Consider the following 14463-nt stretch of genomic DNA (forward strand, 5'->3'; position numbering starts at 1 on the left):
TGATTGACAACTAATAGTTCGACGGAGCCGACCAGGTCAGCCCGTCACGACGCCACGCCCGCCAGCGACAGCACGGTATGCAGCAGCACGTTCGCGCCGGCCGCGCAGTCGGACTGCGTGGCGTCCTCCAGCTCGTTGTGGCTGATGCCGTCCTTGCAGGGGACGAACACCATCGCCGCCGGCATGATGGTGTTGAGGTTGCAGGCGTCGTGGCCGGCGCCGGAGGTGATGCGGCGGTGGGAATAGCCGAGCGTGCCGGCGGCGCGCTCGACAGCGTCGACCAGCTTGGGATCGAAATGCGTCGGCGGCTTGCGCCAGACCTGGTCGATCGCGATCTCGACCTTGCGCTTCTTGGAAATCTCACCCGCAGCCGCGCGCAGGCTGGCGTCGAGCGCCTCCAGGGTGTCGGCATTGGCGCTGCGGCAATCGATGGTGAAGGCGATCTCGCCGGGGATGACGTTGCGCGAGGGATTGGCGATCACGGCCTCGCCGATGGTGGCGACTGCGTTCGGCCCGAGCTTGATTGCGATCTGCTCCAGGGTCAGCGCAAACTCCGACAGCGTCAGCAGCGCGTCGCGGCGCAGCGGCATCGGTGTCGAGCCGGCATGGCTTTCGAAGCCCGTGATCTTGCCGTCGTACCAGAACACGCCCTGGCCGTGATCGACCACGCCGATGGTCTTGTTCTCGGCCTCCAGGATCGGGCCCTGCTCGATATGCAGCTCGACGAAGCCCGAGAATTTCTGCGTGCCGACCTTGGTCTCGCCGCGATAGCCGATGCCATCAAGCGCCTCGCCGACCGTGACGCCTTCGGCGTCCTTGCGCGACAGAATGTCCTCGACGGTGAAGTCGCCGACATAGGCGGCCGAGGCCATCATCGCCGGCGCGAAGCGCGAGCCTTCCTCGTTGGTCCAGTTGACGATGCACAGCGGCGCATCGGTCTCGATGCCGGCGTCGTTCAGCGTGCGGATCACCTCGAGTGCGCCGAGCGTGCCCAGAATGCCGTCGAACTTGCCGCCGGTCGGCTGGGTGTCGAGATGCGAGCCGAGGCCGACCGGGGCCTTCGACATGTCGCGGCCCTTGCGCAGCGCGAACATCGAGCCGAGCGCATCGACATGTACCTCGAGCCCGGCGTCCTCACACGCCTTCCGGAACCAGTCGCGGACCTGCTTGTCCTCCTGGCTCAGGGTCAGCCGGCGCACGCCGCCTTTCGGCGTGGCGCCGAACTTGGCGGTCTCGTGGATGCTGTCCCAGAGGCGGGCGGAATCGATCTGCAGATTGGTGGCGGCGCGGCTCATGCTTGAAATCCCTGTACTCCGGCATCCTGTCCATCGCGCGCCGCGACGATCGCGTCAACCGATGCGGCGGGATGGCTGGCCGTCTGCGCCGTCCGGGCTGCAAGCTCGGCGACGCGCTCGATTGCGACCATCTCGGGCGACGACAGCCAGCTCGCCGTGAAGGTCAGCGGCGGAATGCGCAGATCCGTCTTGAGCTCCTGCAGCCGTCCGCTTTCGATCTCGTTGGCGACGATCGCGGCGGGAATGACGGCAACGCCAAGTCCCTCGATCGCCATGTGGATCACGGTCGCCAGCGAGGCGCTCGCATGCAGCCGCATCGGCGGCAGATGCGGGCGATTGAACAGCGAGCGCACGTTGTCATAGGGCTGGGTCTTGCGCGGAAAGGTGATGATCGGAAACCGCGCCATCTGCTCCGCGGTCACGACGCCGTCACCGAAGCCGAGAGCAGGGCTTGCGAGGAAGCTGATCGGATAGTCGCACAGCACGCGGCTGCGGATCCCCGACTCGGTCGGCGAGCCCAGCGCGAAGGCGAGCTCGATCTCCTGCGCCAGCAGCCGCGCATGCAGATTGGGCGTGACGTCGACCTCGATCTCCAGCGACAGGTTCGGGTGGCTTTCATTGACGCTCTTGATCAGCCGCGGCAGCCAGTCATGCACGATGGTCTCGGCAACGCCGAGCCGGAGCACGCCGCGCATCGCCGAGCGGTCGCCGACCTCGGCGAGCATCTCCGCGCGGAGCCCGATCAGCTTCTCGGCGTAGACCAGCATCTGCCGCCCGCTCGCGGTCGGCGACGCCACGCGATGGTCGCGGTTGAGCAGCTTGACGCCAAGCTCGCGCTCGAGCTGGGCGATGCGCTGGGAGATCGCGGGCTGAGTGGTATTGAGGCGCTGCGCGGCGCCGCGGAAGCTGCCGAGCTTCACCACCCAGAGAAAGGTCTCGATGGACCGGAAATCCAACATTTGCCCCGCCTTAGATCAATTTGTCTTATCGATCCCGATTAAAAACGAAGATTAGACTTTATAGCATGGCTGAGGTTGAGTGAGTTTGTCGAGATATTAGGCAAACGGCACAAATGACTTTTTCTGCGGCATTGCAGCAATCATCAGGGGAAGCGGAGCTTCTCCCCAGCCATCAGGCTCGCCTGGATTATCGCACCGGCAAGGGCTGGAGCACGGCCGGCGTCGCCAACGGCTTCGTCCAGGGCAATCTCGCGATCATCCCCGAGCAGTATGCCGGCGCCTTCCACCGCTTCTGCCAGCTCAATCCGAAGCCGTGCCCGATCATCGGCATGTCCGATCCGGGCAATCCTCATATTCCGGCACTCGGCGCTGATCTGGATATCCGCACCGACGTGCCGCGCTACCGCGTCTGGCGCGACGGCGAGATGGTCGAGGAGCCGACCGATCTCATGGCCCATTGGCGCGACGATCTCGTCACCTTCGTGCTCGGCTGCTCGTTCTCATTCGAAGAGGCGCTGATGGCCGACGGCCTGCCGATCCGCCACATCGAGCGGGGCTGCCGCGTGCCGATGTACCGCACCAACATCGCCTGCACGCCGTCCGGGCCGTTCGCCGGCCCCATGGTGGTGTCGATGCGCCCGTTCAAGCCGGCGCAGGCGATCCGCGCGGTGCAGATCACGACGCGCTTTCCCGCCGTGCACGGCGCCCCCGTGCATCTCGGCCTGCCCGGACAGATCGGCATCGCCGATATCAATAAGCCTGACTACGGTGACCCGGTGCCCGTGGGCGCGGATGAAATTCCCGTATTCTGGGCCTGTGGCGTGACTCCTCAGGCGGTGATCGCCGCGGCGAAACTGCCGTTCGCGATCACGCATGCGCCGGGCCTGATGCTGATCACCGATCTCCGGAACAAGGATCTCGCCGTCCTCTAATCAGGCAGCAATGCTGCTAATTGAGCCTTTACCGCCGACCGCAACCGCTTCACCGATGCGCTTTCATCAGAGGATCTTGCCATGACCATCACGCGCCGTAACGTCCTGCTTGGAGCCACCGCTGCCGCCGCCCTCGGGCCGATCGCTGCCCGCGCGCAGACCTCCGAAGTGAAGATCGGCGTCATCTATCCGTTCTCCGGCGCCAGCGCCCAGATCGGCGTCGATGCGCAGCGCGCGTTCGAGACCGCGGCCGAGATCATCAACGGCAAGTATGATTTCGACCTGCCGCTCGCCCGCACCGAAGGCCTGCCGGGCCTTGGCGGCGCCAAGATCAAGCTGGTGTTCGCCGACCATCAGGCCGACCCGCAGAAGGGCCGCGCCGAGGCCGAGCGCCTGATCACCCAGGAGAAGGTCGCCGCCGTCATCGGCTCCTACCAGAGCGCCGTCGCGGTGACCGCGAGCCAGATCTGCGAGCGCTACCAGATCCCGTATCTCTCCGCCGACAACTCCTCGCCGAGCCTGCATCGCCGCGGCCTGAAGTATTATTTCCGCGCCGCGCCGCATGACGAGATGTTCTCGCAGGCCATGTTCGACTTCTTCGACGCGATGAAGAAGAAGGGCACCAAGATCGACACGCTCGCGCTGTTCCACGAGGACACCATCTTCGGCACCGATTCGAGCAACGCCCAGCTCAAGCTCGCCCAGGAGCGCGGCTACAAGGTGGTCGCCGACATCAAGTATCGCGCCAACTCGCCGTCGCTGTCGGCCGAGGTGCAGCAGCTCAAGGCGGCGAATGCCGACGTGCTGATGCCGTCGAGCTACACCACCGACGGCATCCTGCTGGTCAAGACGATGGCCGAGCTCGGCTACAAGCCGAACGCGATCGTCGCGCAGGACGCCGGCTTCTCGGAGAAGGCGCTGTATGACGCGGTCGGCGACAAGCTCGAAGGCGTGATCTCGCGCGGCTCGTTCTCGCTCGATCTCGCCGCCAAGCGGCCGATGGTCGGCAAGATCAACGACATGTTCAAGGCGAAGTCGGGCAAGGACTTCAACGACTACTCGTCGCGCCAGTTCATGGGCCTGATCGTGATGGCCGACGCCATCAACCGCGCCAAGTCCACCGACGGCGAGAAGATCCGCGACGCGCTGGCAGCCACCGACATGCCGGGCGACCAGACGATCATGCCCTGGAAGCGGGTGAAGTTCGACGAGAACGGCCAGAACAACGACGCCGACCCGGTTCTGCTGCAATATGTCGGCGGCAAGTTCGTCACGATCTTCCCGACCCAGGCTGCGGTCGCCGAAGCCAGCTGGCCGATGAAGTAACACCCTCGGCCCGAGGGCCGGAGAGACCATGGCGGAGCATCTGTCGTGCTCCGTCATTGCGAGGAGCGTAGCGACGAAGCAATCCAGGGGCCGCAGAGAAGGTCTGGATTGCTTCGCTTCGCTCGCAATGACGGGGGAGCAAGTGAAGTGACAGCAGAAACAATCATCCAAAGTCTCGCCAGCGGCCTGCTGATGGGCCTGCTCTACGGCCTGATCGCCGTCGGCCTGGCGCTCATCTTCGGCCTGATGGATGTGGTGAACTTCGCCCATGGCGAGTTCCTGATGATCGCGATGTATGCGACCTTCTTCCTGTTCGCCTATTTCGCGCTCGATCCGCTGCTGTCGGCGCCGATCGTCGCGGCCGGATTGTTCGTCTTCGGCGCGGTGGTCTATCTGCTGATCGTGAGATTTGCGGTCAGGGCCAAGGCCAATACCGGCATGGTGCAGATCTTCTCCACCTTTGGTCTGGCGGTGCTGATGCGCGGCGTCGCGCAGTATTTCTTCACCCCCGATTATCGCAGCATTCCGCACTCCTATCTGGGCGGCAAGACGATCTCGATCGCCGGCATCTATCTGCCGCAGCCGCAACTGGTCGGCGCGCTCATCGCGATCGCGGCCTTCGCCGGGCTGTACTTCTTCATCCACCGCACGGACTTCGGCCGCGCGCTCGAGGCGACACGCGAGGATGCCGGCGCGGTGGCGCTGGTCGGTATCGACAAGAACAAGGTGTTCGCGCTGGGCTGGGGTCTTGGCGCGGCGCTGGTCGGCCTCGCCGGCGCGGTCATGGCGATCTTCTTCTATGTCTTCCCCGATGTCGGCGCCTCGTTTGCGACCATCGCCTATGTCACGGTGGCGCTCGGCGGCTTCGGCAGCGTGTTCGGCGCCTTCGCAGGCGGCATCGTGGTCGGCCTCGTCGAGGCCATGACCACCTTGATCCTGCCGCCGTCGCTGAAGACCGTCGGCATCTACGGCGTCTATCTCCTCGTCGTGTTCGTCCGCCCGCGCGGCCTGTTCGGATCGATCTGATGGACAAGGCATTCATTCAACGTCGCCGGCGCGACCTCATCCTTGCCGCCTTCCTTGCGGCGATCGCCGCGGCCGTGCCGTTCTTCGTCAAGGACGTGTACGTCCAGAACATCATGGTGCTGACCCTGATGTACGCGGCGCTGTCGCAGAGCTGGAACATCCTGTCCGGCTATTGCGGCCAGATCTCGCTCGGTCACGCGCTCTACTTCGGTCTCGGCGCCTACACCACCGCGATCCTGTTCACCAAGTTCGGCGTGCTGCCGTGGTTCGGCATGCTCGCCGGCGGCCTGATCTCGGCCGTGATCGCGATGGCGCTCGGCTATCCCTGTTTCCGGCTCGGCGGCCATTACTTCGTGATCGCGACCATCGTCATCGCCGAGATCACGCTGCTCCTGTTCCAGAACTGGGATTTTGCAGGGGCCGCGCTCGGCATCGACATACCGGTGCGGCGCGACTCCTGGCTGACGTTCCAGTTCACCCGCTCCAAGCTGCCATACTTCTACTTTGCGCTGGCGCTCGCCTGCGTCGCCTGGTTCGTCACCTGGTGGCTGGAGGATTCCAAGTGGGGCTATTGGTGGCGCGCGGTGAAGGACAATCCGCTCGCGGCCGAGAGCCTTGGCGTCGACGTCTTCAACTCCAAGATGGGCGCGGCGGCCGTCTCGGCCTTCCTGGTCGCGATCGGCGGCAGCTTCTATGCGCAGTTCGTCAGCTACATCGATCCCGAAAGCGTGATGGGCTTCCAGTTCTCGCTGCTGATGGCGCTGCCGGCCGTGCTCGGCGGCATCGGCACCCTCTGGGGACCGATGCTCGGCGCGGTCATCCTGATCCCGCTGACCGAGCTGACGCGCTCCTATATCGGCGGCTCCGGCCGCGGCGTCGACCTGATCGTCTATGGCGGCCTGATCATCGCGATCTCGCTGGCGCGGCCACAAGGGCTGGTCAGCCTGTTCTCCCGCAAGCCGAAGCCGGCGGCGCAGCCGGCCCGAGAGGCGGTGGCGTCATGACCGCGCTGTTGGAAATCCGCAACATCACCCAGCGCTTCTCGGGGCTGACGGCGAACTCCGACGTCTCGATCTCGGTCGGGCGCGGCGAGATCGTCGGCCTGATCGGGCCGAACGGAGCCGGCAAGTCGACCCTGTTCAACCTGATCGCCGGCGCGTTCAAGCCGACCGAAGGCAAGATCCTGTTCGACGGCGAGGATGTCACCTCGCTGCCGGCGGCCGAGCGCTGCCAGCGCGGCATCGGCCGCACCTTCCAGGTGGTCAAGAGCTTCGAGAGCATGACGGTCATCGAGAACGTCATCGTCGGCTCCCTGGTGCGCACCACGAACATGCGCGACGCCCGCCGCAAGGCGCATGAGGTGCTGGCATTCTGCGGGCTCGATGCGCGCGCCGACGTGCTGGCGAGCGATCTCGTGCCGTCGGAGAAGCGGCGGCTCGAAGTCGCGCGTGCGCTCGCGACCGAGCCGAAGCTGCTGCTGCTCGACGAGGTGCTGACCGGTCTCACGCCGGTCGAATCGCAGAAGGGCGTCGAGCTCGTGCGTCGCGTGCGCGACACCGGCATCACGGTGCTGATGGTCGAGCACGTCATGGAAATCGTGATGCCGCTGGTCGACCGCGCCATCGTGCTCGATCTCGGCAAGGTGCTGATCGAGGGCAGCCCCAAGGATGTCGTCCGCGATCCCAAAGTCATTTCCGCCTATCTTGGAGACCGCCATGCTGTCGGTGCGTGACGTCACCACCGCCTATCAGGGCCTGGTTGCGATCTCGAACGTCTCGATCGACGTCGAGAAGGGCGAGATCGTCTGCGTCGCCGGCGCCAATGGCGCGGGCAAGTCGACCCTGTTGAAGTCGATCGCCGGGGCCGAGCGGCCGCGCGCCGGCAGCGTGACCTTCGATGGCCACCGCATCGACGGCATGGCGCAGCACCTGATCACGGCCAAGGGCATCGCCTATGTGCCGGAGAACCGCCGGCTGTTTCCGCGACTGTCGGTGCGGGACAATTTGCGGCTCGGCAGCTACCTCTACCGCAGCGAGGCCAATCGCGAGGAGCCGCTCGACTTCGTGTTCAAGCTGTTCCCGCGATTGTCGGAACGACTGGAGCAGCGCGCCGAAACCTTGTCCGGCGGCGAGCAGCAGATGCTGGCGATCGGCCGCGCGCTGATGACGCGGCCACGGCTCCTGATGCTCGACGAGCCGTCGCAGGGCATCATGCCGAAGCTGGTGGATGAGATTTTCCAGGCCGTGAAGAAAATCCGCGATGTGGGGATGACCGTGCTGATCGTGGAGCAGCGCATGGCGGAATGTCTGGAGATCGCGGATCGGGCGTACATTTTGCAGACCGGGCGCGTCCTGATGCAGGGCACGGCCGCGGAGATCAGCGGCAACAAGGATGTGCGGAAGGCGTATCTGGGGCTGTGATTCTGTCGCACTCCGCTGTCGGTCCTTACCGTCAGTGCGAATGGAGAAGCAATCCAGGGCTGTGATTGTCGCCCCTGGATCGCGTCGCTGCGCTCGCGATGACGGAGTTTGTGGGGACGGCAGTGCCCACGCAGGGGTCATTGCGAGCGCAGCGAAGCAATCCAGGGCTGCCCGATCGGTTTACGTTGGATTGGGCTCATATAAGCATCTCGTAGAGATCTAGCCATTGCGGATTAAGGCTCTCGATCAGCAGTAGTTTCTTCGTACGGCTGCCGGACTTGATCTGCTTCTCTCGCGTGATGGCGGCCAGCATCGTTTCGTGCGGCTCATACCACACCAGCAGCTTGCAGCCATAAGTCTTGGTGAAGCCAGGGACCAAGCCTTCGCGATGCTCGTAGGCCCGTTTAGGGAGATCGCTCGTCACGCCTACGTAGAGCGTTCCGTTCCGGCCGCTTGCCATGATGTACACGTAAGGCTGTTTCATCGGCGTACCCAACGCATCGAGCGGAGCGACGCAGTAACAAATAGAGTCTTTTCTGCAGCCCTGGATCGCTTCGCTGCGCTCGCGATGACGGAGTATGTGGGATCTGCGGTGCCCGCCACAACGTCATTGCGAGCGTAGCGAAGCAATCCAGGGGCCAAAGTAAAAGTCTCTATGTCAAGGATGCGAGCAACGCCAGCGACAGAAAGATCGGCCGCCGCCGCGCTAAACCATCCCCTTGCCTGCATCCGAGCCCTGCCGCCGCTGGCGGGCCTGCAGCACCAGGATCACCGATAGCGCGGCGAAGATCACCACGAACGACACCGCCGAGGTCAGCGTGCCCAGCGCGTAGATGTCGGGCTTGGTCACCGTTGTCGTCAGTCCCTGCAATTCCAACGGCAGCGTGTTCACCGAGCCGATGGCCTGGCTCGACCGTGCCAACTCATCCCAGGACAGCGTGAAGCCGAACAGGCCGATGCCGACGACGGACGGCAGGATGATCGGGAGCACGACGTGGCGGAAGGTCTGCCAGGGGGTGGCGCCGAGGTCGCGGGCGGCTTCTTCGAGGCGGCCGTCGAAGCGGTTGAAGATCGCGAACATGATCAGAAGGCCGAACGGCAAGGTCCAGGTGAGATGCGCGCCCAGCCCGGAGGTGAACAGGCCCATCGCGGTGGTATGGCCCTCGGCCAGCCAGCCCAGGCCGTAATCGGCGGCGTGCTTGTTGATGAAATCGTCGATCAGCCGGAATTCCAAGGCGATGCCGAGCGAGGTGATGATCGAGGGCATGATCAGGCTCGCGATCGCCGTGTAGAACAGGATCGATGCGCCGCGGAACGGTTTTCGGAATGCCATGCCGGCGGCGACCGACAGCACGACGGTGATGACCATCACCACGAGGCCGAGCGCCAGCGAGCGCTTGAAGGCTGCGCCGATGTCGACGATGCCGCCGCCGGAAAACACCTTTCCGAACCAGGTCAGCGACACGCCGTTCATGGGAAACGTCAGGCCGCCATCCGGTCCCTGGAACGACAGGATGTAGATCGCGATCATCGGGCCGTACAGGAACAGCACATAGGCCGTGAAGAACAGCGCGAGGATGTAGAAGGAGCGGGGGCGCTTGTCTCCCATCTCAAAGCTCCTTGCGCACGTCGACGATCCGCGTCAGCGCGGAGATGATGATGATGGTGATGCCGAGCAGGATCACGGCGTTGGCCGCGGCGGCGGGGAATTGCAGCGCCGAGAGGCGCGCCTCGATGATCTTGCCGGCCGAGGCGATCTGCTGGCCGCCCATGACGCCGATGGTGACGAAGTCGCCCATCACGATGGTGATGACGAAGATCGATCCGATCACGATGCCGGGCTTCGACAAGGGAATGACGATGTTGACCAGCGTCTGCCAGCCCGACGCGCCGGCGTCATAGGCGGCCTCGATCAGGCGCTTGTCGATGCGGATCATCGAGTTGAAGATCGGCACCACCATGAAGAAGGTGAACAGGTGGACCAGCGCCAGCACCACGGAGAATTCGGAGAACAGCAGCCATTCGACCGGCTTGTTGATCACGCCCGCACCGACGAGCCCCTGGTTGACGAGGCCGTTGCGGCCGAGCAGGGGGATCCATGCGATCATGCGGATGACGTTGGAGGTCCAGAACGGGATCGTGCACAACAGCGACAGCACGATCTGCCAGGTCTTGCTGCGGACGTGGAAGGCAAGAAAATAGGCGACCCAGAAGCCGATCATCAAGGTCAAGGCCCAGGTCAGCAGGCACAGCTTCAGCGTCTTCAGATAGGTCTTCAGGATGGTGCACAGCTCGGGCAGGTTGGCGACGCAGCCCTCGAACGTATCGGTGTAGCCGCGGAAGCTGAGCGCCGGGATCATCTCATATTCATTGTAGTCCCAGACGCTGACGATCACGACGAGCACCAGCGGCAGCAGGAAGAACAAGGCGAACACCAGCGTCATCGGCCCCGCCTGCAGCCAGGCGATCGAGCGCGTGGTCATCTTGCGCAGCGTGCTCTGCGCGGGCGCGAGCGTTTCGGGCGAATTGTCGATCGTCACGGCCAAGGGAGATACCTGTCGTCTGGTCGCGAATGCCTTCCGCGGCTGAGAAGAACTGCCGCGCCCACAGTTGCGCGGGCGCGGCAGCATTGGCGGTCACATCAGGCGGCGATGAACTCGTTCCACTTGCGGACCATGTAATCGTTCTCGTCCATCACGGCGTTCCAGCACACCACGCCGCCCATGCGGTCGTCATAGGAACCGCCGTCGCGCACCGCGCCGGCCTTCTCCATCAGGGTGCCGTCCGGCGCCTTGATGTCGTTCTTGGCCGGCTTGCCTTCCATCCAGTAGCCCCACTCGTCCTCGGTCATGTTGGCCTTGGCGGTGGAGAGCACGGCCGAGTAGTAGCCCTGGCGGTTGAGATAGGCGCCGGCCCAGCCGGACAGGTACCAGTTGACGAACTCATAGGCCCAGTCGAGCTTCGGGCTGCCGCCCACCGCCTTGGAGACGCAGAAGCCGGACGCCCAGGAGCGATAGCCTTCCTTCAGCGGCTGGAAGGTGCAGGCGATGCCCATCGAGCGCACCTTGGTGACGGCCGGCGACCACATCGACTGGATTACCGTCTCGCCCGAGGCCATCAGGTTGACCGACTCGTTGAAGTCCTTCCAGAAGGCGCGGAACTGGCCGGCCTTCTTGGCCTCGGTCAGGACCTTCATCGTCAGGTCGATCTCGGCCTTGGTCATGTTGCCCTTGTCGGCGTATTTGTACTGGCCGGTCGCCTCGACGACGAGTGCGGCGTCCATGATGCCGATCGAGGGAATGTTGAGGATCGACGCCTTGCCCTTGAACTCGGGGTTGAGCAGCTCGGCCCAGGAGTTGATCGGACGCTTGATCAGGTCGGGACGGATGCCGAGCGTGTCGGCGTTGTACACCGTCGGGATCAGCGTGACGTATTCGGTCGGCGCCGCCGAGAAGGTCTTGGAGTTCGGGCCGTCGAGATAGAGCACCTTCCAGGGCGCGGTGCCCTGGCCGCCGATCTTCTTGCCGTTCGGCAGCTCGCCCTTGGTGAACACGGGCGTGATGTTGTTGAACTCCTTGATCTTGCGCGCATCGAGCGGGAAGATGTTGCCCGACGGCACCAGCTTCTTCAGCGAGAAATACTCGGTGTCGAGCACGTCGAACGAGTTCGGCTGGGTGATGACGCGCTTGGTGACGTCGTCGGTCGTCGCCGTGATGTATTCGATCTTGATGCCCGTGTCGGCGAGGCATTTCTTGGCGATCTCGTCGCCCTCGTTCACGGCGGTGCCGAGATAGCGCAGCACCTTCGGATCGGCCGCGTGCACGTAGGGCGCGCTGAGCAGCGTGCCCGTGCCGGCGAGACCGGCAACGCCGGCCGCGCCCTTCAGCAGCGAGCGGCGGCTGATGGATATCTTTTTCGATCGATCAGTCATGATCATCTCCTTGATCATCTTCTTGGGATAGAAAACCAGAAAGCGAAATCAGGCCAGAAAGTCAGGCCACGAGTTCTGCGGCCGGTGCGGCGGCTGCAGCGGAGCGAGGCGTCAGCGCGTCGGCCTGCGCCGGATTCCAGGTCACGACGACGCGCTCGCCGATCACGTGGGTCTCGGCGTCGAACTGGTCGTCGCTGAGCTGGGCCGAAATTTCCGGGCCGCCATCGGTCGCGACCGCGATCAGCACGTAGGTCCCCTGATATTCGATCTTGGTGATCGTGCCCGGAACGGCCGGACCGTCGACAGCCGCGTTCGGCGCCTTCAGCTGGATGCGGTCGACACGCACGGCGAAGGTTTCGCCCTTGAGCGGGATGACGTTGTGGCCGCCGATGAAGCGGGCGGCGAACTCGGTGCGGGGATGGTTGAAGATCTCGCGCGGGCTGCCCTGCTGCTCGATCTTGCCGCCATTCATCAGCACCACGAGATCGGACAGCGCCATCGCCTCGTCCTGGCCGTGGGTGACGTGGATGAAGGTGAGGCCGAGCTCGCGCTGCAACCGCTTCAGCTCGGCGCGCATGCGCAGGCGCAGGAACGGATCGAGCGCCGACAACGGCTCGTCGAGCAGCAGGATCTGCGGCGAGGTGATCAGCGCGCGCGCCAGCGCCACGCGCTGCTGCTGGCCGCCGGAGAGCTGCGCCGGCAGGCGGCCGGCATAGCTCTGCATGTCCACGAGTTCGAGCAGCTCGCGCGCTTTCGCGTGACGCTCGGGCTTTGACACGCCCTTCATCTTCAGCGCGAAGGCGACGTTGTCGATCACCGAGAGATGCGGAAACAGCGCGTAGGACTGAAACATCATCGCGGTGCCACGGCCCGCGGGCGGCAGCTCGGTGACGTTCTTGGCGCCGACGATGATATCCCCTGACGTCGCCGACTCATGGCCGGCGATCATGCGCAGGGTCGAAGTCTTGCCGCAGCCGGACGGGCCGAGGAGACAGCAATAGGAGCCGGCGGGAATCCGCAGGTCGATCGCGTCGACGGCGGTGACGTGACCGTACATCTTCGTCACCTTCACCAGTTCCAAGCTCGCGCCCGCCGCCATCCGCCCTCCACGTCTTCTCAAGTCATTCGTTCGTCCCGGGCACGTCTCATCGTTCGCGTGGTGGGGCGCCCGGCTCCCGACCTGCGTGGTGTCTGCAACGGATATGCCAATGATTGGCAGCCGGATCGCCCAATGCATAAGGAGCGCGCGCCACTTGCGATGCGTATGCAATCGGCAGGCGCGAGGCGTCGGCTACGGCGTCGGCCGAGCTCAGACCGGGCGAGAACCCCGGAAAACAGCGGCAACCACGGCGTTGTGGAGGCACTTTGCCCGTTCCTGTCTGTGCGTCAGGCGTGCAGAGCGACATCCGCTGCGATCGAGGGTGGCGGCCGCGGGCGCGATTATGCGTCACAGCGGTCCCGGCCTGCCTATTGATCGAGCGGCCGCTGATGGCCTGCGCAGCCAAGTTCTGCCTGAATATTAGGCATCAATCACCAGAAGAGGCAAGGCGGCCTGACGAGCGACATGGCGGCGCAGGCTCGGCTAGCGCAACCTCGTCCCCACCTTTGCGTGGGCCGCCGCCATCAACATGCGTTCCGCGATGCCGCGCAACTCGGCGACCCCGATCCGGTCGGACTCGGCGAAGATCTCATAGGAGTCGGTGGTGATTGGAAACCAGCGATAGAAGCGGGCTTCCTCGAACAGCACGCGGGCGGCCGCTTCGATCTCGGCAGGCGAAGGTGCAGGGTACTGCATGCGCGTGCAATGCCCGGTTCGATCAATGGTGATCGGCGTGATCGGGCAAGGAAAGGCCGAACACCTTGACGAGATCGGCCACTTGTTGCGGCGACAGATGCCGCGGATTGAGTCCGCGCAGCAGCAGATAGAGCTTGGCCGTCTCCTCGAGCTCCTCCATCGCGAACACCGCCGCCTCCAGCGTGTCGCCGGACACGACCGGTCCGTGATTGGCGAGCAGCACCGAAGCATATTGGCCGGCGAGACCCTTGATGGCGTCGGCGACGGCGGGATCGCCGGGACGGTGATAGGGGACGAGCGCGGTCTGGCCGCAGCGCATCAAATAATAAGGTGTCAGCGGCGGCAGCGCAGCGCGGGGGTCGATCTCCGGCAGCATCGAGATCGCGACCGAATGCGTCGAGTGCAGATGCACCACGGCGCGGGCGGCCTCCCGCGTCTGGTACAGCGCCGTGTGCAGCGGCACCTCCTTGGTCGGCGCATCGCCCGACATCAGCCTTCCCTCAGCATCCAGCCGCGACAGCTTGGCCGGATCGAGGAAGCCGAGCGAGGCATTGGTCGGCGTCACCAGCCAGCCGCCGTCATCCAGCCGCACGCTGATATTACCGGACGAGCCCGGCGTCAGCCCGCGCTCGAACAGCGAGCGGCCGAACCGGCAGATGGCCTCGCGAATCGCAGTGTCCGCCACAGGTCGTTCCTCGTTCCTCGTTCTTTCGAGGCTTTGTCTCACGCTTTGGCAACCCGGCCAAGCCGTGTTACCCAAGGCCTAGTCCGAACCCAAT

The 14463-nt window shown here is 64.6% G+C and carries 15 protein-coding genes; 6 read left to right on the forward strand and 9 right to left on the reverse strand.

What is annotated here, in order from left to right:
- Positions 1–44 precede the first annotated feature (44 nt).
- Complete coding sequence (locus BRAO375_RS29620) at positions 45–1295, reverse strand: Zn-dependent hydrolase (protein WP_009031109.1); 1251 nt, start codon at positions 1293–1295, stop codon at positions 45–47.
- The gene (locus BRAO375_RS29625; protein WP_035643018.1) at positions 1292–2254 is read right to left on the reverse strand and encodes a LysR family transcriptional regulator; all 963 of its coding nucleotides are present in this window, start codon (positions 2252–2254) and stop codon (positions 1292–1294) included. Before BRAO375_RS29625 ends, BRAO375_RS29620 begins: the two co-directional genes overlap by 4 nt.
- 113 nt (positions 2255–2367) lie before the next feature.
- On the opposite strand from BRAO375_RS29625, the gene BRAO375_RS29630 reads away from it, so the two are divergent.
- The 6 genes from BRAO375_RS29630 to BRAO375_RS29655 all read left to right on the forward strand — a co-directional run bounded on the left by BRAO375_RS29630 (position 2368) and on the right by BRAO375_RS29655 (position 7958).
- A complete protein-coding gene (locus BRAO375_RS29630; protein WP_009031111.1) occupies positions 2368–3186 on the forward strand; it encodes a putative hydro-lyase in 819 nt (272 codons plus the stop codon).
- A gap of 81 nt (positions 3187–3267) precedes the next feature.
- Positions 3268–4512 (forward strand): ABC transporter substrate-binding protein, encoded by a 1245-nt coding sequence (locus BRAO375_RS29635; protein ID WP_009031112.1) that lies wholly within the window; start codon positions 3268–3270, stop codon positions 4510–4512.
- Positions 4513–4659: 147 nt separating this feature from the next.
- Positions 4660–5538 carry a branched-chain amino acid ABC transporter permease gene (locus BRAO375_RS29640; protein ID WP_035643020.1) on the forward strand — a complete coding sequence of 293 codons (879 nt, stop codon included), beginning with the start codon at positions 4660–4662 and terminating at the stop codon, positions 5536–5538.
- A complete protein-coding gene (locus BRAO375_RS29645) occupies positions 5538–6542 on the forward strand; it encodes a branched-chain amino acid ABC transporter permease (protein WP_009031114.1) in 1005 nt (334 codons plus the stop codon). Before BRAO375_RS29640 ends, BRAO375_RS29645 begins: the two co-directional genes overlap by 1 nt.
- On the forward strand, positions 6539–7270 hold the full coding sequence (locus BRAO375_RS29650) for an ABC transporter ATP-binding protein (RefSeq protein WP_035643023.1): 732 nt from the start codon (positions 6539–6541) through the stop codon (positions 7268–7270). Before BRAO375_RS29645 ends, BRAO375_RS29650 begins: the two co-directional genes overlap by 4 nt.
- On the forward strand, positions 7254–7958 hold the full coding sequence (locus BRAO375_RS29655) for an ABC transporter ATP-binding protein (RefSeq protein ID WP_009031116.1): 705 nt from the start codon (positions 7254–7256) through the stop codon (positions 7956–7958). The genes BRAO375_RS29650 and BRAO375_RS29655 overlap by 17 nt, the downstream gene beginning before the upstream one ends.
- 196 nt (positions 7959–8154) lie before the next feature.
- Here BRAO375_RS29655 and BRAO375_RS29660 read toward each other — a convergent pair whose 3' ends face one another.
- The 7 genes from BRAO375_RS29660 to otnC all read right to left on the reverse strand — a co-directional run bounded on the left by BRAO375_RS29660 (position 8155) and on the right by otnC (position 14369).
- Positions 8155–8442, reverse strand: coding sequence for a GIY-YIG nuclease family protein (locus BRAO375_RS29660; RefSeq protein WP_035643025.1), 288 nt, complete (start codon positions 8440–8442; stop codon positions 8155–8157).
- Between the two features lie 222 nt (positions 8443–8664).
- Positions 8665–9567, reverse strand: a complete 903-nt coding sequence (locus tag BRAO375_RS29665; RefSeq protein ID WP_006613776.1) for an ABC transporter permease — start codon at positions 9565–9567, stop codon at positions 8665–8667.
- A 1-nt stretch (position 9568) separates the two neighbouring features.
- Positions 9569–10504 carry an ABC transporter permease gene (locus tag BRAO375_RS29670; RefSeq protein ID WP_009031118.1) on the reverse strand — a complete coding sequence of 312 codons (936 nt, stop codon included), beginning with the start codon at positions 10502–10504 and terminating at the stop codon, positions 9569–9571.
- A gap of 95 nt (positions 10505–10599) precedes the next feature.
- Entirely contained in the window at positions 10600–11889 is a 1290-nt protein-coding gene (locus BRAO375_RS29675) for an ABC transporter substrate-binding protein (protein WP_035643031.1), read from the reverse strand.
- 61 nt (positions 11890–11950) lie between these two features.
- On the reverse strand, positions 11951–12988 hold the full coding sequence (locus BRAO375_RS29680; protein WP_009031120.1) for an ABC transporter ATP-binding protein: 1038 nt from the start codon (positions 12986–12988) through the stop codon (positions 11951–11953).
- 483 nt (positions 12989–13471) lie between these two features.
- Positions 13472–13684, reverse strand: a complete 213-nt coding sequence (locus tag BRAO375_RS29685) for a hypothetical protein (RefSeq protein ID WP_009031121.1) — start codon at positions 13682–13684, stop codon at positions 13472–13474.
- A gap of 22 nt (positions 13685–13706) precedes the next feature.
- The gene (otnC, locus tag BRAO375_RS29690; RefSeq protein WP_009031122.1) at positions 13707–14369 is read right to left on the reverse strand and encodes a 3-oxo-tetronate 4-phosphate decarboxylase; all 663 of its coding nucleotides are present in this window, start codon (positions 14367–14369) and stop codon (positions 13707–13709) included.
- Between the last annotated feature and the right edge of the window lie 94 nt (positions 14370–14463).

The sequence above is a fragment of the Bradyrhizobium sp. ORS 375 genome (genome assembly GCF_000239775.1).
Lineage (GTDB): Bacteria > Pseudomonadota > Alphaproteobacteria > Rhizobiales > Xanthobacteraceae > Bradyrhizobium.

Coding starts and splice junctions, on each gene's coding strand:
- BRAO375_RS29620 (WP_009031109.1), bottom strand. CDS start 1,295: ATGAGCCGCGCCGCCACCAATCTGCAGATCGATTCCGCCCGCCTCTGG.
- BRAO375_RS29625 (WP_035643018.1), bottom strand. CDS start 2,254: ATGTTGGATTTCCGGTCCATCGAGACCTTTCTCTGGGTGGTGAAGCTC.
- BRAO375_RS29630 (WP_009031111.1), top strand. CDS start 2,368: ATGACTTTTTCTGCGGCATTGCAGCAATCATCAGGGGAAGCGGAGCTT.
- BRAO375_RS29635 (WP_009031112.1), top strand. CDS start 3,268: ATGACCATCACGCGCCGTAACGTCCTGCTTGGAGCCACCGCTGCCGCC.
- BRAO375_RS29645 (WP_009031114.1), top strand. CDS start 5,538: ATGGACAAGGCATTCATTCAACGTCGCCGGCGCGACCTCATCCTTGCC.
- BRAO375_RS29650 (WP_035643023.1), top strand. CDS start 6,539: ATGACCGCGCTGTTGGAAATCCGCAACATCACCCAGCGCTTCTCGGGG.
- BRAO375_RS29655 (WP_009031116.1), top strand. CDS start 7,254: ATGCTGTCGGTGCGTGACGTCACCACCGCCTATCAGGGCCTGGTTGCG.
- BRAO375_RS29660 (WP_035643025.1), bottom strand. CDS start 8,442: ATGAAACAGCCTTACGTGTACATCATGGCAAGCGGCCGGAACGGAACG.
- BRAO375_RS29665 (WP_006613776.1), bottom strand. CDS start 9,567: ATGGGAGACAAGCGCCCCCGCTCCTTCTACATCCTCGCGCTGTTCTTC.
- BRAO375_RS29675 (WP_035643031.1), bottom strand. CDS start 11,889: ATGACTGATCGATCGAAAAAGATATCCATCAGCCGCCGCTCGCTGCTG.
- BRAO375_RS29680 (WP_009031120.1), bottom strand. CDS start 12,988: ATGGCGGCGGGCGCGAGCTTGGAACTGGTGAAGGTGACGAAGATGTAC.
- BRAO375_RS29685 (WP_009031121.1), bottom strand. CDS start 13,684: ATGCAGTACCCTGCACCTTCGCCTGCCGAGATCGAAGCGGCCGCCCGC.